This window comes from Pedobacter vanadiisoli, assembly GCF_042684385.1.
GTDB lineage: Bacteria > Bacteroidota > Bacteroidia > Sphingobacteriales > Sphingobacteriaceae > Pedobacter > Pedobacter vanadiisoli.
In genome coordinates, this window is record NZ_JBHULL010000043.1 from 258375 (window position 1) to 279919 (window position 21545).

The 21545-nt window shown below is 39.7% G+C and carries 18 protein-coding genes and 1 riboswitch; of the genes, 8 read left to right on the forward strand and 10 right to left on the reverse strand.

Features of this window, described 5'->3' with window-relative positions; translation table 11 throughout:
• The first annotated feature begins 54 nt into the window (after window positions 1-54).
• Window positions 55-1131 (forward strand): 3-oxoacyl-ACP synthase III family protein, encoded by a 1077-nt coding sequence (locus ACFSR6_RS21240; RefSeq protein WP_379082723.1) that lies wholly within the window; start codon window positions 55-57, stop codon window positions 1129-1131.
• Here the strand turns inward: ACFSR6_RS21240 and ACFSR6_RS21245 are convergent.
• The 5 genes from ACFSR6_RS21245 to ACFSR6_RS21265 form a co-directional block, all read right to left on the reverse strand.
• Window positions 1128-2615: a YfgM family protein gene (locus ACFSR6_RS21245; protein WP_379082725.1), complete on the reverse strand. Its 1488-nt coding sequence runs from the start codon at window positions 2613-2615 to the stop codon at window positions 1128-1130. The two genes, ACFSR6_RS21240 and ACFSR6_RS21245, sit on opposite strands and share 4 nt — an antisense overlap.
• Window positions 2616-2783: 168 nt before the next feature.
• The gene (locus ACFSR6_RS21250; protein ID WP_379082728.1) at window positions 2784-3527 is read right to left on the reverse strand and encodes a zinc ribbon domain-containing protein; all 744 of its coding nucleotides are present in this window, start codon (window positions 3525-3527) and stop codon (window positions 2784-2786) included.
• Window positions 3527-4624: a Nif3-like dinuclear metal center hexameric protein gene (locus ACFSR6_RS21255; RefSeq protein ID WP_379082730.1), complete on the reverse strand. Its 1098-nt coding sequence runs from the start codon at window positions 4622-4624 to the stop codon at window positions 3527-3529. Before ACFSR6_RS21255 ends, ACFSR6_RS21250 begins: the two co-directional genes overlap by 1 nt.
• A gap of 171 nt (window positions 4625-4795) precedes the next feature.
• Window positions 4796-5182, reverse strand: a complete 387-nt coding sequence (locus ACFSR6_RS21260; protein WP_183766629.1) for a TM2 domain-containing protein — start codon at window positions 5180-5182, stop codon at window positions 4796-4798.
• Between the two features lie 5 nt (window positions 5183-5187).
• Window positions 5188-5490 (reverse strand): DUF2752 domain-containing protein, encoded by a 303-nt coding sequence (locus ACFSR6_RS21265; protein ID WP_379082732.1) that lies wholly within the window; start codon window positions 5488-5490, stop codon window positions 5188-5190.
• Between the two features lie 230 nt (window positions 5491-5720).
• Here ACFSR6_RS21265 and mfd point away from each other — a divergent pair, with 230 nt between their 5' ends.
• Entirely contained in the window at window positions 5721-9059 is a 3339-nt protein-coding gene (gene mfd, locus ACFSR6_RS21270; protein ID WP_379082734.1) for a transcription-repair coupling factor, read from the forward strand.
• Between the two features lie 103 nt (window positions 9060-9162).
• Window positions 9163-9384 (forward strand): DUF3820 family protein, encoded by a 222-nt coding sequence (locus tag ACFSR6_RS21275; protein WP_379082736.1) that lies wholly within the window; start codon window positions 9163-9165, stop codon window positions 9382-9384.
• Between the two features lie 416 nt (window positions 9385-9800).
• Here ACFSR6_RS21275 and ACFSR6_RS21280 read toward each other — a convergent pair whose 3' ends face one another.
• Window positions 9801-10517 carry a DsbA family oxidoreductase gene (locus ACFSR6_RS21280; RefSeq protein WP_379082738.1) on the reverse strand — a complete coding sequence of 239 codons (717 nt, stop codon included), beginning with the start codon at window positions 10515-10517 and terminating at the stop codon, window positions 9801-9803.
• Window positions 10518-10688: 171 nt separating this feature from the next.
• Window positions 10689-13385, reverse strand: a complete 2697-nt coding sequence (locus ACFSR6_RS21285; RefSeq protein ID WP_379082741.1) for a M14 family metallopeptidase — start codon at window positions 13383-13385, stop codon at window positions 10689-10691.
• A 286-nt stretch (window positions 13386-13671) separates the two neighbouring features.
• Window positions 13672-13875: riboswitch (cobalamin riboswitch) on the forward strand.
• 197 nt (window positions 13876-14072) lie between these two features.
• On the opposite strand from ACFSR6_RS21285, the gene metE reads away from it, so the two are divergent.
• The 3 genes from metE (at window position 14073) to ACFSR6_RS21300 (ending at window position 17739) form a co-directional block, all read left to right on the forward strand.
• Window positions 14073-16406: a 5-methyltetrahydropteroyltriglutamate--homocysteine S-methyltransferase gene (gene metE, locus ACFSR6_RS21290; protein ID WP_379082743.1), complete on the forward strand. Its 2334-nt coding sequence runs from the start codon at window positions 14073-14075 to the stop codon at window positions 16404-16406.
• A gap of 216 nt (window positions 16407-16622) precedes the next feature.
• Window positions 16623-17009 carry an acyl-CoA thioesterase gene (locus ACFSR6_RS21295; protein ID WP_183766614.1) on the forward strand — a complete coding sequence of 129 codons (387 nt, stop codon included), beginning with the start codon at window positions 16623-16625 and terminating at the stop codon, window positions 17007-17009.
• Between the two features lie 61 nt (window positions 17010-17070).
• The gene (locus tag ACFSR6_RS21300; protein WP_379082745.1) at window positions 17071-17739 is read left to right on the forward strand and encodes a class I SAM-dependent methyltransferase; all 669 of its coding nucleotides are present in this window, start codon (window positions 17071-17073) and stop codon (window positions 17737-17739) included.
• A 137-nt stretch (window positions 17740-17876) separates the two neighbouring features.
• Here ACFSR6_RS21300 and ACFSR6_RS21305 read toward each other — a convergent pair whose 3' ends face one another.
• From ACFSR6_RS21305 to ACFSR6_RS21315, 3 genes are read right to left on the reverse strand one after another with little or no spacing between them, the layout of a single operon-like run.
• Complete coding sequence (locus ACFSR6_RS21305) at window positions 17877-18686, reverse strand: phosphatidate cytidylyltransferase (protein WP_183766612.1); 810 nt, start codon at window positions 18684-18686, stop codon at window positions 17877-17879.
• Between the two features lie 43 nt (window positions 18687-18729).
• The gene (locus tag ACFSR6_RS21310; RefSeq protein WP_379082747.1) at window positions 18730-18936 is read right to left on the reverse strand and encodes a putative signal transducing protein; all 207 of its coding nucleotides are present in this window, start codon (window positions 18934-18936) and stop codon (window positions 18730-18732) included.
• Complete coding sequence (locus ACFSR6_RS21315) at window positions 18917-19843, reverse strand: CPBP family intramembrane glutamic endopeptidase (protein WP_379082749.1); 927 nt, start codon at window positions 19841-19843, stop codon at window positions 18917-18919. The genes ACFSR6_RS21310 and ACFSR6_RS21315 overlap by 20 nt, the downstream gene beginning before the upstream one ends.
• 43 nt (window positions 19844-19886) lie before the next feature.
• On the opposite strand from ACFSR6_RS21315, the gene dusB reads away from it, so the two are divergent.
• Together dusB and apaG are read left to right on the forward strand one after the other, a co-directional pair.
• Window positions 19887-20894 (forward strand): tRNA dihydrouridine synthase DusB, encoded by a 1008-nt coding sequence (dusB, locus tag ACFSR6_RS21320; RefSeq protein WP_379082752.1) that lies wholly within the window; start codon window positions 19887-19889, stop codon window positions 20892-20894.
• A gap of 35 nt (window positions 20895-20929) precedes the next feature.
• Entirely contained in the window at window positions 20930-21316 is a 387-nt protein-coding gene (gene apaG, locus ACFSR6_RS21325) for a Co2+/Mg2+ efflux protein ApaG (protein WP_379082755.1), read from the forward strand.
• Window positions 21317-21545: the final 229 nt, after the last annotated feature.

Below are 21545 nucleotides of genomic sequence, written 5' to 3' on the forward strand. Positions count from 1 at the left end.
AATAAAATTGGTATTTTTATACTACATACCGTTTTAGTATCCGGTATTATAATTATGGATAAATCGATAAAAACGGTAATTTTGGGTACCGGAAGTTACATTCCACAGAACATTATCTCTGGAAACGAATTCTTAAACAGTACATTCTTCGAGAACGGAAACCGCCTGGAAAAAGAGAACTCAGAGATCATTCATAAATTTTCCGAAATCACCGAGATCATAGAAAGACGTTATGCCTGTCCTGAACAATTAAGCAATCATATTGGTGCTAAGGCGGCAGAAAAAGCCATAGAAAATGCAGGTATAGATAAGGAAACTTTAGACTATATTATCTTCTGCCATAATTTTGGCGATATTCCCTTAAATAGTAACCGAAGTGATATTTTACCATCCCTGGCTTCAAAAGTTAAACAGTACCTGGGCATTCACAATCCTGACTGCGTAGCTTACGACCTCATTTTTGGTTGTCCGGGATGGGTACAGGGAGCCATACAGGCCGATTATTACATTAAAAGTGGCGATGCCAAACGGGTGATAGTGATTGGTGCAGAAACCCTGAGCCGCATTATTGACCCACACGACCGCGACAGTATGATTTTTTCGGATGGTGCGGGAGCGGTAATTTTCGAAGCAGAAGAATCAACGGAACAAAAAGGAATTCTGGCCCATAAAACAGAAACGCACGCAGTTAATTACGGCAACCTGTTAACCATGGGAAAGGGGTCGCACCCGGATGAAACCAGTGGAAATTTCTACCTTAAAATGAACGGGCGTAAACTTTATGAGTTTGCAGTAGTTCAGGTGCCTCAAGTGATTAAAAAAGCCATTGATAAAGCCGGATTGAGTGTAGAAGACATCAATATTGTATTTGTACATCAGGCCAACGGTAAAATGGATACCGCCATTATGAAACGTTTATTTAAACTGTATGGTAAAGACATTGTTCCGGAAAACCTGGTTCCAATGACAATTTCTTGGTTGGGAAACAGTTCTGTTGCCACTGTTCCAACTCTGTTAGACCTTGTTTTAAAAGAGCAGGTTAAAGGTTATAAAGTTAAAGCTGGAGATGTAGCCGTTTTTGCTTCAGTTGGGGCAGGCATGCACATAAATGCTTTTGTGTACCGCTTTTAATTCGCTAAGCGCCTCAACCCGGCTTTAGCCTGGCTTTCGATACTGCTTTCAAACTCATGGTTTTTCATGGAAATGGCGGTATTGAAAGCCTCTTTTGCTTTAGCCTCGTTTTTCTTTCTCTCGTAAACTTTGCCCATTTGCAAAGCGGCATTGGCTGCAAAGTAATATTTAAGGTTTCTTCCTATATTGATTGTTTCCTGGTAAGCAGCCAGGGCTTGCTCATCTTTACCCAGATCATCATATATCCTGCCCAAACGGTAATTAAACTCCGTTTTATCTTTTTCGTTTGTATAATCTCCTGCTTTTTTATCATCTAGTAGCTGCAGGGCCCTGTTTAAATAACCACCATCAAACAAAAGCCTCGCTTTTAAGAGATCAAGGGTCGGTGTTCCGGCAGCAGCTTCACTTTTAGCCTGTTTATCTTTTTCCATATAAGTGTAGCCATTTTTAACAGCCTTGGCAGCAAATGCCGCGTAGCCTGCTTTATCTCCCTTCAGCAGCGAGATCCAGCCTAAATGGAGGTAAGCATCCTTTACAAAATTTACACCCTTTGTGGTCTGCAAAAACCGGTTAAAATAAGTTGCTGCATTTAGGTCCAGCTTATTTAAGTGCGCAATTCCTTCCAGGTAATCAAGATAAGGGAAAGGCTGATAAACACCTCCCTCAGGCCGTTTAGCTAAAATGGCTATAGCCTCGTCACTGTGCGAATTTTTAATGCACACGTAACTTTGCAGGTAGCTTTTAAGCAAACTGGTATCGGCAATCCTTTCGGTATATTTCATTGTTTTGGCATAAGCCTGGGGGCTGTGTGCCACATCGGTTAATACGTAGGCATAATAAAATACTACTTCTTCGTAAAAAGGCTCATAAGATGATTTCGGCAGGTTATCAGCCAGTTTTTCAAACATGTTCAGTCCGTTTTGCAAATTTCCTTTAATGCCAAAGGTCGAAAGTGCTGTTTTTAAGGCACCATCAGGTAAATTGCCCAAAACCGCATTAATCAGGCCTAAACCTTTTAAATTAAGGTGAAAATTGGGGAATTTTTTATTGTTGTCCTGTAAAAGGCTGTTTGCCCTTTTAACTTCCATTGCCGCGTTAAAATATTCTCCAAAACGACCACGGATGAGCGCCCATTGCAAATTGATCTCTGCCTGCGCATAGAGGTAATAAGGCGAATTTTTATCGTCATCGCTGATCTGATCAAGTCTGGACGATTTGTTTCCTTTCAAGCGATCGAAATCAGCCTTGCTTTCTGAAGTGAGTACGGTAAAATAATCTATATAATTTTCGAGCAGCGGGATAATTGAATTATTGGGGTGCAGCTTCTTTTCCGTTGAAATATATGCCTTTGCATTGCCCAGTTTTAGCTCGAAAATACTTTTATAGGCGTTTAGGCAATTGTTGTTAAAATCGAAGTTTGCAAGTGAGAATAAAGGGGAGAGGAGCAGAGCAGAGGTTACAAAAAAACGGAAACTTTTATTCATCAGGGATTCTATTTCGGTTGGTTCTGTGCTGCGTCTACAGCTTCACATGTTTACAAATATCTACATTAAACGCTAAAAAGTTATTCTTGTTTTGTGTGAGCAAAAAACAGGCCTAAACAAAAAACGTCCCGGTTTAATCGGGACGTTTAAATTATTTGAATATTTGGTTTAAGCTTCAGCTACCTCATGGGTTAAAGCCTCATCAACCAAAATACGGCCGCAGTGTTCGCAAACAATGATTTTTTTACGTTGACGGATGTCTAACTGGCGTTGAGGCGGAATCTGGTTAAAACAACCCGAGCAAGAGTCACGGTCGATGGTTACTACTGCTAAACCATTTACTGCATTTTTGCGTAAACGCTTATAGGCAACCAATAAACGCTCTTCTATCTGAGTTTCGGCTTTATCAGCTTTCTTTTGTAAATCCTCTTCTTCTTTTTCAGTTTCTGCAGTAATTACATCAAGTTCAGTTTTTTTAGCTTCCAAATCTTTCTTTCTGCCATCTAATTCTGCCTTGGCAGCTTCGTAGATTTCAGTTTTAGAGTTGATTTCGAAACCGTGTTCCTTAATTTTCTTTTCAGAAACCTGGATATCTAAACCTTGAATCTCGATTTCTTTGGTTAAGGCATCGTATTCGCGGTTATTTTTAACTTCTTTTAATTGAGAATCATATCTTTTGATGGCAGCTTGCGCATCTTTAATTGTATTTTTACGGGTTACGATTGAATCCTCAAGATCATCAAGTTCGCCTTTGATTTTTGAAATTCTGGTCTCTAATCCTAAAACATCATCCTCAAGATCGGCAACTTCCATTGGTAATTCGCCACGTACCTGACGAATCTTATCAATTTTAGTGTGGATATTTTGTAATTCGTATAAAGCTTTTAGCTTTTGTTCTACGGTTTGTTCCATTAAAACAAGTAATTTATGGGGTTTGTATTTTGCTCCGTTAAACGGATTGCAAAGTTAGTAAATTTTTTCTGAATAATTTCAAGCAATAAATTTGAGGTAAATTGTTCAGTTTCAAAGTGTCCGATGTCGGCAATGATCAGTTTTTCCTCTGCATCAAAAAACTCATGATATTTGAAATCTGCGGTGATAAAAACATCTGCCCCTGCGGCAATTGCATCTTTTAAAAGGAAGCTTCCTGAACCTCCACAAACCGCTACTTTTTTAATCCTTTTGCCAATTACTTCGGTATGCCGGATCACTTTGGCCTGCATCCTGTCTTTTACCAAATGTAAAAAATCATACCCATCCATGTCATATTCCAGCCAGCCGACCATGCCCGAGCCAACCAACTGGTGTTTATTTTCGAGCTTGTAAATATCGTAAGCCACCTCTTCGTAAGGGTGGTTTTCGAAAAGGGCAACCAAAATTTTCCGTTCTGCCTGGGTAGGGTACACCATTTCAATCCGTACTTCGTTCTCGCGATGGCGGAAACCTTTTTCACCCACAAAAGGGTCTGAATCTTCATTTCCTTTAAACGTGCCAAAACCATCAGCATTGAAACTGCACTCGCTATAATTACCAATGTTCCCCGCACCTGCATAAAACAATGCCGATCGCAATTGCTCGGCCTGTGCATGCGGACAATAGGTAACCAGTTTTTTTAAAAGTCCGGCTTTTGGAGAAAGTACTTTGGTGCCCGTTAAACCCAAACGGTGGCAGATCATGGCATTTACTCCGGTATGAATGCTGTCTAAATTGGTATGTATGGCATAAAGTGCGATGTTGTTTTTAATGGCTTTTACCACTACACGCTCAACGTAATTTTTACCGTTCAACTTTTTTATCCCTTTAAAAACAATAGGGTGGTGGGTTATAATCAGGTTGCAGCCTTTAGAAATGGCTTCATCAACAATTTTTTCCACACAATCTAAAGCCACCAAAGCAGCATGGATTTCCATATTCGGATCGCCCACAATCAGGCCAGAGTTATCATAATCTTCCTGATAATTAAGCGGCGCAATGCTTTCTAAATAATTGGTAATTTCAGCTAATTTCATTCGATAAATATAAATAAAGCCAGCTGGTTTCAAAAACTTGCCCGCTAAACTAATATTCCATTCAGTGGCCGCTTCGGGCTTTTCGCTGCTATCGGCTTTATTTAACAAAAAAACCTACCGGGTTTTGAAAACCCGGTAGGTTTGAAATTTATATATTTTAATATCGGTGTACTAGAATTTTCCTGCCTGTTGAAATCCACCACCCATCCTTACCATCTGTAAGCTTTCAAAAACCATTTTCTGGTTATGCTCAAAAGCAAGGGTTTTGTGGTTAATTACATCGATAATTGATCCGATAAAGCACAAACCTGCTGTTACAAGGTATAAAATACCCATACCGATCTGGCCAATGATAAACCTTTGCAAACCCGGAACGGCAAACAATCCGATTAAACAAAAAATCAACATATCTGAAGGGTTTTTTCTTTTGCTGCTGTAAACCATCAGGAAATTACGCAACTGTTCTTCGGTTAAACCGGTTGTTGCCTGTTGTAAATATGAGTATTCCTCTGGTGTTATACCTGGTAACGACATTAGAGGTGATTGAAATATATCCATGGTTTCTATGTATTTGTTGGTAAAATTTTAAACTTTCTTTTATTTTTTATCAATGTATAAACTCTGTAAACGATGATCAAAAGTGCCGGAAACCCAAACCAGTGTTCGGAAAAACTTTCGGTAAACCTGCCATGTAAAATATGACTGATGGACCTGCCTATACCACATCCCGGACACCAATCCTCAAAACCTAAACTGGCTAAAGGACAAAGTGTAAAATGATGCTCGTGGCCATTCGCTGTTGCCAGTAATACTAAAGCTGTTAACCAGAAAAAAAGTTCTAGCGGAAAGCTTTTAATGTATTTCATTGTTTCACTTTTTATACAATTTAGAGGCTACGGAACTGCCTTTGTTACATCGATTTGCCCTTAATCGACGAAAGGGGGATATATTTCGACCAAATGAACGATACCATCTAAGAATAAGTTGCTGTTTTTTACTAAATCCGATTTCTATATCGCAGTTCAGCCAAAAGTAGTTAAAAAAACCTTTACATAAATTACAGGTTAATATTAAAAGATAAGCTTATTTTTGTGCCTTGAACATTCGAGATTTAATAAACCGATACAAAACCGACGAGAGGGTAAAACAATTTACCAAAGCGTTTAATGCGACCAAAAACCCCAAGATACAATTAAAAGGGTTGGTGGGCTCAGCCGACGCCATTGTTGCCCTTTCTTCTTACTTTCTGCTGCATAAGCCTATAATGTTCGTTTTGCCGGACAGGGAAGAGGCGGCGTATTTCCAATCAGACCTGGAAAGCGTGCTCGACAAACAGGTTTTGCTTTTCCCTTCTTCTTACCGAAAATCTTTTGATTTTACCCAGGTAGATACGGCCAATGTGCTGGCGCGTGCCGAGGTATTGAACGAACTGAACCACGATTCGGAATACGGAAAAATTGTCGTTTCTTACCCTGAAGCCATTGCCGAAAAAGTGATTGACCGCTCTGCACTGGAAAAAAACACTTTAGAAATCAGTTTGGGAGCGAAACTGGGCATCGATTTTATTAATGAATTTTTAATTGATTACGATTTTGACCGCAGAGATTTTGTTTACGAGCCAGGCCAGTTTTCTATCCGTGGTGGTATTGTAGATATCTTTTCTTTTTCTTCTGATTTGCCTTACCGAATCGAGTTTTTTGGCGATGAGGTGGAAAGCATCAGAAGTTTTGAAATTGAGAGCCAGCTTTCGGTTGCCGATGTTAAATCGCTTACCATCGTACCAAACGTTCAGGCTAAATTTTTAACCGAAAGCAATATCAGCATCCTTGATTATATTGACCAGGATACCCAGCTTTGGTTTAAAGATGTAGAATTTACTCTAGACATCGTTAAGGCTGGCTTTAAAAAAGCTGTTGAGCTTTGGAAAGCCTTACCTGCTGCAGATAAAACACAGAACCCCGAGTGGATCGACCCTAAATTTGCTTTTAGCGACGAGAAATTACTGGGCGATCATCTTCATGATTTTCCCCTGGTTGAATTCGGCAAGCAATTTTTTTATAAAACAGATAACCGTTTCGAGTTCGAAACCAAACCGCAGCCTTCTTTTAATAAAGATTTTAACCTCCTGATCCATAACCTTAAGGAAAACGAAAAGGAGGGCATTGTTAACTTTATTTTTACCGATTCGCCAAAACAGATTGAGCGTTTATATGCCATTTTAGAGGATATAGACAAAACGGCCAAATTTACCCCCATCAACAGCATGTTGCGCGAGGGTTTTGTAGATCCGAATATCCAAACGGCATTTTACACCGATCACCAGATCTTTGACCGTTATTATAAATACAAGTTAAAGAAAGGTTATCAGAAAAGTCAGGCCATTACTTTAAAGGATTTAAGGGAGCTAAAATCCGGCGATTTCGTTACCCACATCGACCACGGTATCGGCAAATATGCCGGACTTGAAAAAGTGGAGGTTAACGGTAAAACCCAGGAGATGATCCGTTTAATTTATGCAGATAACGATCTCCTTTACGTAAACATCAACTCGTTAAACCGCATTGCCAAATACAGTGGCAAGGAAAGCGGGGTGCCAAAGATGAATAAACTGGGTACTGATGCCTGGGACAAGCTAAAAAAAACTACAAAAAAAAAAGTTAAAGATATTGCCCGTGACCTGATCAAGCTTTATGCCCTGCGCAAAACCCAGGCCGGAACCGCATTTTCTCCGGATAGCTATTTACAAACCGAACTGGAAGCTTCGTTTATTTATGAGGATACCCCAGATCAGTTAAAGGCCACCCAGGATGTTAAAAAAGATATGGAATCGCCACATCCTATGGACCGTTTGGTTTGTGGTGACGTTGGGTTCGGAAAAACAGAGATTGCCGTTCGTGCGGCATTTAAAGCTGTTGCAGAAGGCAAACAGGCTGCTGTTCTGGTTCCAACTACTATTTTGGCTTTACAACATTTCAAAACTTTCTCTTCCCGTTTAAAAGATTTCCCGGTTACAGTAGATTATATCAACCGTTTTAAAACCAATAAACAGATTAAAGATACGCTGGCCGAAGCTGCTGCAGGCAAAGTTGATATTCTAATCGGAACACATCGTTTGTTGAGCAAGGATGTTAAGTTTAAAGATCTTGGCATCATGATTATTGACGAAGAGCAAAAGTTTGGTGTTACAGCAAAAGAACGTTTAAAGGCCATACGTGTAAATGTTGATACCTTAACGCTAACCGCAACGCCAATTCCGAGGACACTACATTTTTCTTTAATGGGGGCAAGAGATTTATCCATTATCAGTACCCCGCCACCAAACCGGCAACCGGTTAACACTGAGTTACATGTTTTTAATGATAAACTGATTCAAGAAGCTGTTCAGTTCGAATTAGACCGTGGCGGACAGGTGTTTTTTATCCATAACCGCGTAAACGACCTGATGCAATTGGGTGGATTAATCCAGAAACTGGTGCCAAAAGCAAGAATTGGTATTGCACACGGCCAACTAGATGGCGATCAATTGGAAGATGTCATGCTCGATTTCATCAACGGAGAAAAAGATGTCCTGGTAGCTACAACGATCATAGAAGCTGGTCTAGATATCCCCAATGCGAATACCATTATCATTAACCACGCACACATGTTTGGTTTGAGCGACCTGCACCAAATGCGTGGAAGGGTAGGGCGGAGCAACAAAAAAGCATTTTGTTACCTGCTTTCACCACCCTTATCTACTTTAACCTCTGAAGCCCGTAAGCGCTTAAGTGCCATCGAAGAGTTTTCTGATCTTGGCAGTGGTTTTAATGTGGCCATGCGCGATCTGGATATCCGTGGCAGTGGAAATTTATTGGGTGCAGAGCAAAGTGGTTTCATTGCCGAAATCGGTTTCGAGATGTACCATAAAATATTGGATGAAGCTATCCAGGAGCTAAAAGAAGCCGAATTTAAAGGGCTGTTCGAAAATGAGCCTGCCAGGCCATTCGTAGGCTTTACACAGGTAGATACAGATCTGGAATTATACATCCCGGATGCTTACATTACCAATATTACCGAGCGCTACAACTTATATACGGAACTTTCTAAACTTGATAACGAAACCGAACTAGGCATTTTCGAAAAACACCTGGCCGATCGTTTCGGGCCGGTTCCTCCACAGGTAAAAACCATGCTCAGCGTGGTGCGTTTGCAGTGGCTGGGCAAGAAATTAGGTTTTGAGAAAATCAGTTTCAAGAAAAACAGTTTGCGCGGCTATTTTTTAAGCGATAAACAATCTGCTTATTTCGACTCAAATACTTTCAGCAAAATTCTAACATTTGCACAGAACCATCCGCGGATGTGCAATTTAAAAGAGGTAAAAAATACCCTCAGGATTGCCTTTGATAATATAAATACGGTTGAAGAAGCAATTGAAACGTTAGAACTTATTGATTAAAAACGTTAATTGAGTCAGTTAATTGACTCAATTAACATTAATTCAGTCATCCAATTGACCGAATTAATGTTTTTCAAATTACTAGCACTATCTTAAAATAAACATGTTAGACCCAGCCCTATTGCTCGATTTAGTGAAAATGCAAATGCCTTATGGAAAATATAAAGGTTACCTGATCTGCAATATTCCCGAAAGTTATTTGCTTTGGCATAAGGATAAGGGCTTTCCGAAAGGTAAATTGGGCGATTTAATGGCTACAATGTTTGAAATCCGGGTTAATGGCCTGGAATATTTATTAACACCATTGAAGAATCAAAATAGATAAATAAATCTGGAGATTTATTCCTATCTATTGTCATCCTTGAGGAATAATTTATTGTATAAAAATCAATATGGGTGACGGCCTTCTCCAGGATCGTCATTTCGAACGGAGTGCAACGTAGCCGAGAACCACGATTGCTCAGCGAAGCTAAATCTGTCTCTATAGATTTCTCCATTTCGCTACCGATGAAAAATCGGCACGCTCCAGTCGAAAGGACGATTCTTCTATAAGAACTGTCAATGGTAGCCTGTTGAAGGATTCCACACGATCCATCCTCTTCAACTTTTTTCAGCGTCTAACTTGTAGTAAGTTTTTTCAACAGATGCTGAAATAAACTCAGCATGACGAGTTGCATAATAATCCCCACAGATCAAAATGATTTTCGCAGAAAAATCTAAGTTTATCTGTGGGAAACAAACTTATATTTCACAACCATTTTCATCACAAACCGCATCATTATTTTTATTTAATGAGGTAAGCGTAGTTTTGGGCTGAGCGGCTTTCCACTCATTAAAACTTTGGGTAAGCGCATCGGTAAAAGCCTGAACAGGCTGAGCACCCGAAATACCATACTTGCGGTCCATCACAAAATAAGGCACTCCTCTAATCCCTAAATTCTGGCTTTCATAAATATCATAACGAACAGCTTCTGCAAATTCATTGCCATTTAAAACAGCTGTAACTTCATCCTTATCCAAACCCATTTCTACGGCAAGATCAATCAAAACATCATTTTCGCCAATATTTCTGCCTTTCAGAAAATGTGCTTCAAACAATTTTTCTTCGGCTAAATCCTGCAGATCATGTTTTGCTGCCAAATGGATCAGGCGGTGCGCATTAAAGGTATTTGCAGGAATGTTGGTGTCAAAAACAAGAGTTAAGCCAGCATTTGCGGCCATATCAGCCACCTGCTTGGTCATTTGCTTAGCTTGCTCAATCGGCATCCCTTTGCTTCTTGAAAGATAATCGTAAACCGTTTCGTTATTGGTATTTTGATACTCAGGATTGAGCTGAAAACTCTTCCAGTCTATTTCAATTTCTTTTTTGAAAGGCAATTTTTCTATCGCCTGTTCAAAATGTCTTTTCCCGATATAGCAAAACGGACACATTACATCCGACCAGATTTCTACTTTCATAACACAAAATTAAGTGTATTATAATTGACTATAGTAAGACCAAAGTAAAAAGCTACTATCCTTTGGGATAGTAGCTTTGATTAAGAATTGTCATCATGAGCATATAGAACGATCATGTTAAGATAGGGCGTTTCGCAAAACTCAACGTGACGAACTAAGTAACTGCTTAAATTATTTATACAATTGGTTAAATATCACCTTAAAAGTACCATGCGTTTGTGCCCTAAAGGTTATTTCAGGCCCGAAAGCAAGTAATTTCCCCTTGCCAACTTTTGCTTCAAATGCGGTTATGCCATCTTGCAGGTAAGTCTGGCCCCAGGCCCAGCCACTGCGTAATGGCGTGGCGTTTTCAAACCACATTAAAGGTTTAATCCTCCCAGAGGCAATAGCATCGCCAGTCAGTTTAAAAACAGGGCTATTATCAAAATATACATCAGCTTCCTTTTCCATCCCCCAATTGGTAGGTAAAGAGGTGTCTACGCCCACATTTAACACACTTCCGGGAACATAATATTTTTCAGCAGGTAACCGTTTTTCTTCTCCGTTTACAACTTCTACCATTGCATTACGTACAGGCAGGTTTAAGTGATAAGCCAGGCTGGTACTACTTCCAATGGTTACAATATTGCCGCCTGCCTCTAAAAACTTCTTCAACTCAGGGATTGATTTATCAGCAGTAATCCTGCCCAAACGGTTTCTAAATTCCTGTGGGATTTCATCTGCTTTTGGCCCGAAAGATCTATTTCCGCTACCTCCATTCTGAACGGACGGAATTGCACCACCTACAAAAATGATCACATCGTATCTGGATTTTAAATTTCCGGCATCCACATCTTGTGGATAGATTACTGTAGCGTTATAATGGTATTGTTCCATTAAAAACCGTACCCAGCCAGAAGCCATAGAACCACCGTAAGTATCCCAAAGAGCAATTCTGGCTGTAGAAACTTTAATTTTATTCTTTGGAGCAGCCGCAATTTTTAATTTAATATTTGCCTTTTCCAATACTGATTTTCCTGCTGACGAAACGTAAAAATCGCCATTTTCTGCAGAGCGGTAAACTTCAACCTTGTTTTTCAATAAATCATTAACTGCAGTGTAAGAATCATTTTGTGCAGCGCTTAATACATAACCTGATCCATTTGGCAGTTTATTTTCTGGTTTTAAGAGTTCTCCATAAGGATTTTTTTCAAACGGGCCAGAAAAATCGTCCAAAATACGGTCAAATTTCACATCCATTAGATAGGCCAAAGTCCACCCCGCAGCATCGTAGGGCGGAATCGGGGCACCACCCTCGTATTTAAAATCGTTTGGGTGATCCTGTGGCTCAAACATATCCAAAACATGTGGCCGGAAAGCCTGATTGGTTTTTACCACATAACTTCCGGCAGGATAATTTTTACCAGCAACAGTAAATGCTGCTGTTGCTTTTTGCACCACAATTCCCGTTCTGATCAATGCATTTAAAAATTTAATGGCAGAATTAAAATCAGGTTGATCTGCAGATAAAATATAACCCCGTGCATCACGGTTTGCCGGCGCTTTCATTACCGTATCAAAAGCTTTTGTACTGATCTGCCGCCTTGGCCCAAAATCGGCATCTCCGCCTGCAACTGAAGTACCCCTTTCGCTTTTTGCAGCATTGTTAATGGCTTCAATTTTCTTTGGAGAGAATGACCAGGTATCTTTTTTACCCCGCTCAATTGAATTTTTGCCCATCTGGTAAATGTTGTACAACAATTCGTCGCGATAACGTTGTGCATAATTTAAAACGGCATAGTTTAATGATACAGAGTAATCAATCGAGTTTTTAAAGTACCATTTCCTTGGGGTAATCGGGTTTGGCGAATCTCCGTTCGGCAATAAACGGGAAGGAACCAAAGGAATTTCAGAAGGGGTAGGGTTTCCGATAATTTCTGTCAAAAGGCCAACCATGTTATGAAAATAGGTTGTGGTTCTTAAGCCGCCATTGTACCAGGTAGAATAAACCGATCCACCGCGCTGTGTATAACCCGGTTTATTTTCTACATTCATCCGGTTGTGCATGGCTGCACCAACGGCATCTAAACTGGTTAACAAAGTTGGGTCGAAAACATAATTAAACGGATCACGGTAAGGCGGACCAGCAACCACCGTTCCCGCCGGGCCGGCCTGATGGTGGTTATACATAATCTGCGGAATCCACTCTATAAAAAGCTGACGACCAATATTTTGTGTTTCTTTAAGGTTTAACATAAAGAAATCGCGGTTATTATCATGTCCTGCATATTTTTCATAGAGAACAGGCAGTCCGGAAGTTGTTCTTTTCTTTGGATCTTTATCCCTCATGTACCAATTGCTTATCAACTCTTGCCCATCAGGGTTGGCATGTGTAAACAAAATAATCACATTATCTAAAATGCGCAGCGTTTCGGCATCAGTTCTTGAAGCGAATTGATATACCGTTTCAATCAACTGGTGCGCACCAACCACCTCATTTGCATGCAGGCCTCCATCTATCCAGACAACGGCCTTACCTTCCTGAGACAAAGCTTTTGCTTGTTCAGGCGTAATTTCGGCATGGGCTAATTGTTGTGAAATTTCTTTATACCGGTCTAACTTCTTTAGGTTCTCGGGCGAAGAAACAATCAGCATATATTGACTTCTGCCTTCTTCTGTTTTACCGATATCAACCAGTTTAATACGGTTAGAACTTGCTGCAAGCTTTTTAAAGTATGCCTCTGTTTGGGTATAATTGGCCAATTGATAATCGTCGCCGATATCAAAACCGAAATGCGATTTTGGCGTTGGTACCTGCTGAGCCAGCACTATACTGCTATTTACCATTAAAAAAGCAATACAAAGCCTTTTAAAGTAGATTTTTATCATAATAGGAGGTTTAGTTAGTTAATCAAATATAGTAGAGAATAATTTCCTAAAACCGCTTGCTGTAAATTTGTTACAAGTAATCCTATAAACATGATATTAACCACAGATAAAAAGGATGCATACGGGTTTTTAAACTACCGGTAAATCTGTGGTTATCTGTGTACATTTGTGGTTAAAGCAGTTAAACCCCATTAATTGGAAGCTGGAGAAATGAATGCTTATAAAAATACCTTAATCTTTAAATCCTAATCCATACATTTGTATTGATGTAAGTTCTTAACTTTATTTTTCATCAACCGATACAGGTTCCCGGAATACAACCGGGATTAATAGGGAATCGTGTGCAAATCACGAGCTGTCGCGCAACTGTAAATTCTGTCTCTAAAAAAGACAACGGTCTTATCAATCATGCCACTGTGCCATTTAAAGGGATGGGAAGGCGATAAGATCGGGAATAAGTCAGGAGACCTGCCTATATTGAATTGACGGTACTTTCGCGTTATAAAGTAATTGGTCAGGTCTGATTGTACACAATAAAAATAAAATTTTATATGCTTGCTTTAAGCTTTTTGCTGAGAAGTGGGCAGGCTGTGCCGTAACCTTTCCTTTTAATTTTTTAATACTGAGTATTATAGAATATTGCTTTAAGAGCTTTTAAATGATTTATTTACTTAATCTTTAAAAGAAATGCTAACGCAAAATCTGGGCTATCCGCGAATAGGTAGCCAAAGGGAATTAAAGAAAATCTGCGAAAATTACTGGGCAGATAAAACTGGGTACAAAAATGTGCTTCAGGTGGGGAAAAACATTCGCCGCGAAAACTGGAACCTTCAAAAAGAAGCTGGAATTGATGTTATTCCTTCGAACGACTTTTCTTTTTATGATCATGTACTCGATCATTCCTTAACTTTTGGAGCAATCCCAAGGAGGTATAACGAGGTAATCCTTAAAAAAGGGAATGAAGAGCTTGATCTTTATTTTGCCATGGCAAGGGGTTATCAAAAAGAAGGATTGGATGTGGTAGCGATGGAAATGACCAAATGGTTCGATACCAACTACCATTATATTGTTCCGGAGTTCTCTAAAGACCAGGTTTTTAAACTTTTCTCTACCAAGATTATTGATGAGTTTTACGAGGCCAAACAACTGGGCATTACCACTAAACCTGTACTGATTGGCCCGGTATCTTATCTTTTATTAGGCAAGGAAAAAGAAGCGGGATTTGAAAAAATAGACCTGATCAAAAACCTGCTTCCTGTTTATATAGACATTTTATCGCGCTTAGATGCACTGGATGCTGAGTACGTTCAGTTTGATGAGCCTTTTTTGACTTTGGACCTCACCGAAAAAGACAAAAAAGCCTACGAATACGCTTACAAGGAAATCCGAAAGGCCTTCCCAAGATTAAAAATTGTTCTGGCTACTTATTTCGAAGGTTTAGGAAATAATTTAACGTTAACCACTTCGCTGCCTGTAAATATTTTACATATTGATCTGGTACGTGCAGAAGATCAACTGACTGATGTTTTAGCCGCGTTAAAAGATGACACCATCCTTTCTTTAGGGTTGATAGACGGAAGGAATATCTGGAAAAATGATTTCGAAAAATCTGTTTCCATCATTAACCAGGCGGTAGAAAAAAGAGGGTTGGATAAGGTATGGATTGCGCCATCATGTTCACTAATACACTCACCGGTTGATCTGGACAATGAAACCAACGAGAAAAATTTATCAGCTGAAATTAAACAGTGGCTGGCCTATGCAAAGCAAAAAATTGCAGAGCTGTCTACCTTAAAAAAATTGATCACCAACGAAAGCCCTGCATCTACCCTGCAAAAGCTGGAAGAAAATAAAGTTGCCATCAGCAACCGTAAAATTTCCAAGATCATACACAATCCGGCAGTAAAAGCCCGCGTTTTGGCTTTAAAAGAGGAGGATTCGGAACGTTTGAGCCCTTTTTCGTCTAGAAAAATCAAACAACAGGAGCTAAACCTACCCATTTATGCGACAACCACAATCGGATCATTTCCGCAAACGGCAGAAGTAAGAAGCTGGAGGGCAAAGCTTAAAAATGGAACTTTTACTGTTGAAGAATATGATCATTTAATTGCCCAGGAAACCGAGAAAGCGGTAAAATGGCAGGAAGAAATTGACTTGGATGTACTGGTACATGGAGAGTTTGAGCGTAACGATATGGTTGAATACTTTGGTGAGCAACTGGATGGTTTTGCCTTTTCAAAAAATGGATGGGTACAAAGCTACGGATCGCGTTGTGTAAAACCACCGATCATTTTTGGCGATGTTTCACGTCCTGAACCTATGACGGTGAAGTGGACTGCCTACGCGCAATCGCTCACTTCTAAATACATGAAAGGCATGTTAACAGGCCCTGTAACGATTCTACAATGGTCGTTCGTGCGGAATGATCAACCACGATCAGAAACCTGTACGCAAATTGCTTTGGCCATTCGCGATGAAGTTTGCGACCTGGAAAATGCGGGAATAAAAATCATTCAGATTGATGAGCCTGCTATTAGAGAAGGCTTACCACTACGCAAAGCCGAATGGCAAAATTATTTGAACTGGGCAGTTAAAGCCTTTAAAATTTCTGCCAGCGGCGTAAAAGATGGTACCCAGATCCACACACACATGTGCTACTCAGAATTTAACGATATCATCCAAAATATCGCAGATATGGACGCCGATGTGATCACGATCGAAACTTCACGTTCGCAGATGGAATTGTTGGATGCTTTTGCCAATTTTAAATATCCAAACGAAATTGGTCCGGGTGTGTACGATATACATTCCCCAAGGGTTCCGAAACGTGAAGAAATGATTCGGTTGCTCAAAAAAGCAAAAACGGTTATTCCTTCAGAGCAACTTTGGGTAAACCCTGATTGTGGCTTAAAAACCCGGGGATGGGACGAAACCAAAAAAGCATTGATCGAAATGGTTGAAGCTGCAAAAGAGATGCGTAAAACTGAAAAAGTACCGGCAGCAGATCTTCAGGTAAACTAATATAATTTCTGCCTCCGAAGCACTAACTATGATGTTAAATATTCCGCTGTTGTCGGTCTGAGCTTGTCGAAGACCCTCGTTGTGAAATAATTGAAATAGATTGTCCTTCGAAAGGCTCAGGATAACATCTTCTGTTATTTTTGTCCTGATCCCAACTTTGACAACTTTCTGATCAGAAAGTTGTCAAAGCTTTTTACTCCTCATATATTTACCGCCATGACCCTAGAAGAAAGAATAGAAAATTCAAAAACCAGTATTTTTAAAGCCGTTTTTCCAAATACAACCAACCATTACGATACCCTTTTTGGTGGTACTGCCATGCATTTAATGGACGAAGTTGCTTTTATCACTGCAACGCGTTTTAGCCGCCAGATTATGGTAACCGTAAGCAGCGATAGGATTGATTTTAAAAAACCGATTCCGGCAGGCACCATTGTAGAGCTCATTGGCAAGGTTAACCATGTTGGGAATACCAGTTTAAAGGTTAATGTAGAAATTTATATCGAGCAGATGTATGCGGAAGGAAGAGAACTGGCCGTACATGGCGATTTTACTTTTGTAGCCATTGATGAAAACAAAAAGCCAACACAGGTAATCAAATAGTCTTATAAATTTTAGCTAAAACAGTATAAAAATCATCAGATTTAAATCTTTAAATTTGGTAATGGAGCATCAATATTCAGAAGAAGATTTAAAAAATATCGCGAAACAATTAAGCTGTCCAGAAGGTGAGCACGGCATTAAAACAGGCGAAATGATGCACGCCAGTAATCTTGGAATGACCAGTTCGGCCATTGATGCATTAAATCTTCAAAATAATGATACCGTTTTAGAAATCGGCCACGGAAATGGTGGACATATTGCTCAACTATTATCAAAAGCAGAAAATCTAACGTATTACGGAGCCGATATTTCAGAAACGATGATTGCTGAAGCAAAAAAAATTAACGCTGACCTTTTAAGTAAAGGTCAGATTCACTTTCTACTTACTGACGGCATCCATCTACCTTTTGCAGATGAACAATTTGATAAGGCATTTACAGTAAACACCATTTACTTTTGGGAAAACCCAGTAGAATATCTTAAAGAAATTAGAAATATTTTAAAACCTGACGGAATTTTTACGCTATGTTTTGCCGAAAAAACGTTTATGCAAAACCTTCCTTTTACTCCCTATGGGTTTACACTCTATGAAATAGAAAAAGCAATGCAATTGTTAGAAGAAGCTGGTTTTACAATTAAAGATACTGCTAAAAACTTAGAGCGAGTGCGAAGTAAAACAGGTGAAGAGGTGGAAAGAGCTTACTATGTTTTAGCTGCCTCAGCGGAATAGAATTTATAAAAAACATATAGTCCTCGTTTGTAACGAGGATTAGCGAGATCAGCGATTATATCGCTACAAGTATAACCACATTACAAATGTGAATTTCCCTCATCCTCGTTACAAACGAGGACGATAAATGTTCTTTTTTAATACAAAATCAGATACAAATAGGCATAAACTACCGGTGCAGCCAATAATAATCCGTCAAAACGGTCTAACAAACCGCCGTGTCCCGGTAACAAGCCGCCGCTATCTTTTGTATCCAGGCTCCGTTTAAGCATCGATTCTACCAGATCGCCCAGTGTACCAAAATTTGCAATTAATAAAGCCATACCTGCCCATACCCATGCCGGACTCTCTGTAAACCAGAACGAAAGGCCAAAAGCAACCAACACACTCGTAAACATCCCACCAAAAAAGCCTTCCCAGCTTTTCTTGGGCGAATGGCGTTCGAACAGTTTTCGCTTACCGTATTTTACACCAAAAAGATAAGCTCCTGTATCGTTTGCCCAAAGCATTAATAAAAAGGCGAGGGGAAAATGAAAGTTATATTCGTTCCAGTTTTTTAAGAAGCCCAGTGCGTGAAAAAAACAAAAAGGGATGGTTACATAAACAAACCCTACAAAGGTGTAAGAGATATTAGCAAAGGGAATTTTGTTTTTTTTATATAACTCAGTAATAAAAACAGAGAAAATAAAAGGGATACAAAGCAGCAGGTATTTCACATCATATTTTAAGTAATGTAAACCTGCGGCCATTAAAAAAATTAAAGATCCTGCTACCAAACCTATATTTCTATGTGGCCTGATCCCAGAATTTTTAATCAGCTTATAAAATTCGAATAAGGATAAAATACTTAAAACAAGGTAAAATATGGTAAATGTATAACTCCCCAACAGGATAGAGCCAAGCATTACAATGGTAAAAAAGAAAGCAGTTATTGCCCTGGTTTTCATTTAAGGTAGGAGGTAAAAGGTTTAAGATTTAAGATAGTCATCACTATTCAATTTCGTTTTCAACGATGTATTCTATGGCCTTATCAAAATCGATCTTATTTACCAGAACATTTATTTCACCGATGTTATAGGCCGAGAGTTGTCTATTTATCGTCACTGCCGGGATGCCGGCTTCCGTTAAGCCCTGTTTTAATACCTCGGCCGCAAAGGCATCGCTGGTGGTATATACTTTAACCCAATTTTCGCTCACGTGCTGCGTTATCTTTAAAAAATTTAAACAAAGCTATGGTAATTATTGCACTAATTAAATAGCCATACCATGGAAAACCGATTGGCTCATCAACTTTATCGAGTGGCATGTTGTGTTTTTGCATATAAAAAGCAGCAAAAACCGCATAAGCATTGTTTAAAAAGTGCGCCAACATGGCATACCAGATGCTTCCGCTATAATAATAAAGATAGCCAAAACCTGCTCCCAGCAACATACGAGGTATAAAACCGTAAAACTGAAGATGGATAGCACTAAAAATAATGGCGGTACTCCAAATAGCAACGTGGTGATTGCCCATCATTTTTTGCAACGATCCCTGTAGCCCTGCCCTAAAAAAAAGTTCTTCGCCAATAGCTGGTAATACCGCAATCATAATCAGGTTGGCAACAAAATCCCAATTACTTCTTACCGTAATCAATTGAATGGTCATTTTCATGGCTTCCTGTTCCTTCATTTTCATCCAGTTTTCCAGTCCTTTCAAAAACTCAGGCAAAACCATTTTTTGATTGAAAGCCGCTAATCCTTCCATAATGGGCATACTCACTACCATAATGGCAAAAACCAAAATAAAAGGAAGAAAATCAGGCTTGTTGAACCCATAAAAAGAATTCGGTCTTTGCCCTTCAGTATACGCTAAAGCAATAGGAGGTAAAATAAACATTCCGATAGAACTCGAAATCTGGATTATTTTTAAGGCTGTGATAAATTTAGGATCGCCATTCATAATGGATCCCAACTCGCCAAAAATAGAAGTTCCATAAACAATTGCGACCACTATAAAGCCTAATAATGTGCATATTACCGCACCAACCGCCCAGTAAACGCAAAGTAAAAATATCTGTAAAAGTGGGTGGCTGCCTTTGCGGATGGGTGTTACAAAATTCATTATTTGTACCTTTGTATGTTTTATTAATCGTTGAAGATAGAAAATGTCTGTAAAGATAGGAAATATAGATTTGGGTGAATTCCCTTTATTGCTGGCTCCGATGGAGGATGTAAGCGATCCGCCATTCCGTTATGTTTGCAAAAAAAACGGGGCCGATATGATGTATACCGAGTTTATTTCTTCTGAAGGCCTGATCCGCGACGCAGCAAAAAGCAGACAAAAACTTGATATTTTCGAATACGAAAGGCCTATTGGCATCCAGATTTTTGGCGGCGATATCGAACACATGCGCGAAGCATCCGAAATTGCTTCTGCAGCAGGCCCGGATTTAGTTGACATCAATTACGGCTGTCCGGTTAAAAACGTAGTTTGTAAGGGCGCAGGATCCAGCTTGCTCCAGGATATTGATAAAATGGTAAAAATGACCGATGCCGTAGTTAAAGCGTCGCATTTGCCTGTTACGGTAAAAACCCGCTTAGGTTGGGATGATAATACCAAAAATGTTTACGAGGTTGCGGAACGACTTCAGGATGTGGGTATCCAGGCGCTTACCATTCATGGCCGAACAAGGGCACAATTATATAAAGGCGAAGCCGATTGGACGCTGATCAGGGAAATTAAACGCAATCCGCGCATTAAAATCCCAATTTTTGGCAACGGAGATGTAGATAGTCCGGAAAAAGCGGCCAACTGGCGCATGGAATACGAGGTAGATGGCATTATGATCGGTCGTGCAGCTATAGGTTACCCCTGGATTTTCCGCGAGGTAAAACATTTCTTTAAAACCGGCGAACATCTTGCCGGACCAACCATTGAAGAAAGAATTGAGGTTTGCCGTACCCATTTAGATAAGTCGCTGGAATGGAAAGGTCCGAAAACAGGAATTTTCGAAATGCGGCGCCACTATGCAAATTATTTTAAAGGCCTACCAGATTTTAAACCATACCGCATGCGGTTGGTGGCCGAGGCCGATATCAATAACATTTACAGTATTTTGGAAGAAGTGGCAGAAAAATTTGCCAGCTATGATGCCACTAAGGTACTGGCTTGATTTTTGAAAGCTTTTTTCTTACATTCGCTATTATCATGGTTACAGCTATTACAGACGGGGTTAAAGTTTCGGTTGAAACAGTTTACCAGCCAGAATATTCAAATCCGGCTAACGAACATTTTATGTTCGCATATCGCGTTCAGATTTCCAATCTTTCTGATTATGCTGTCCAGTTAATGCGTCGCCAGTGGTTAATTTTCGATTCGAACTCCAGCCGCAGGGAAGTAGAAGGTGAGGGAGTTGTAGGTTTGCAGCCCATTATCCAACCTGGCGAAACACATGTTTACGTTTCAGGTTGCAACTTAAAAACCGATATGGGCAGTATGAAAGGTACTTACCTGATGAAACGTGACATAGATGGCTCCGAATTCGATGTTGATATTCCAGAATTTCAATTGGTAGCACCTTATAAATTAAATTAATTTTCCATGTTGTCGCCCCGAACCTAGTCGAAGGGCAAAACCAGCTTTTTCTTCAGAAAAGCAATTTCAGCATTTCATTTTTTAGGTTAGTCCTGCTTTTTGTTTCAAGTCCTCGCTGCGTGGACTGCCCCCAAAAAGTTGGACACTTTAATAGGAGCATTTTATGAGCAGAAAAATTAAGTATAGTCTGGAATTTAAACTGGCTATCATCGGTCAGGTCTTAAGTAGA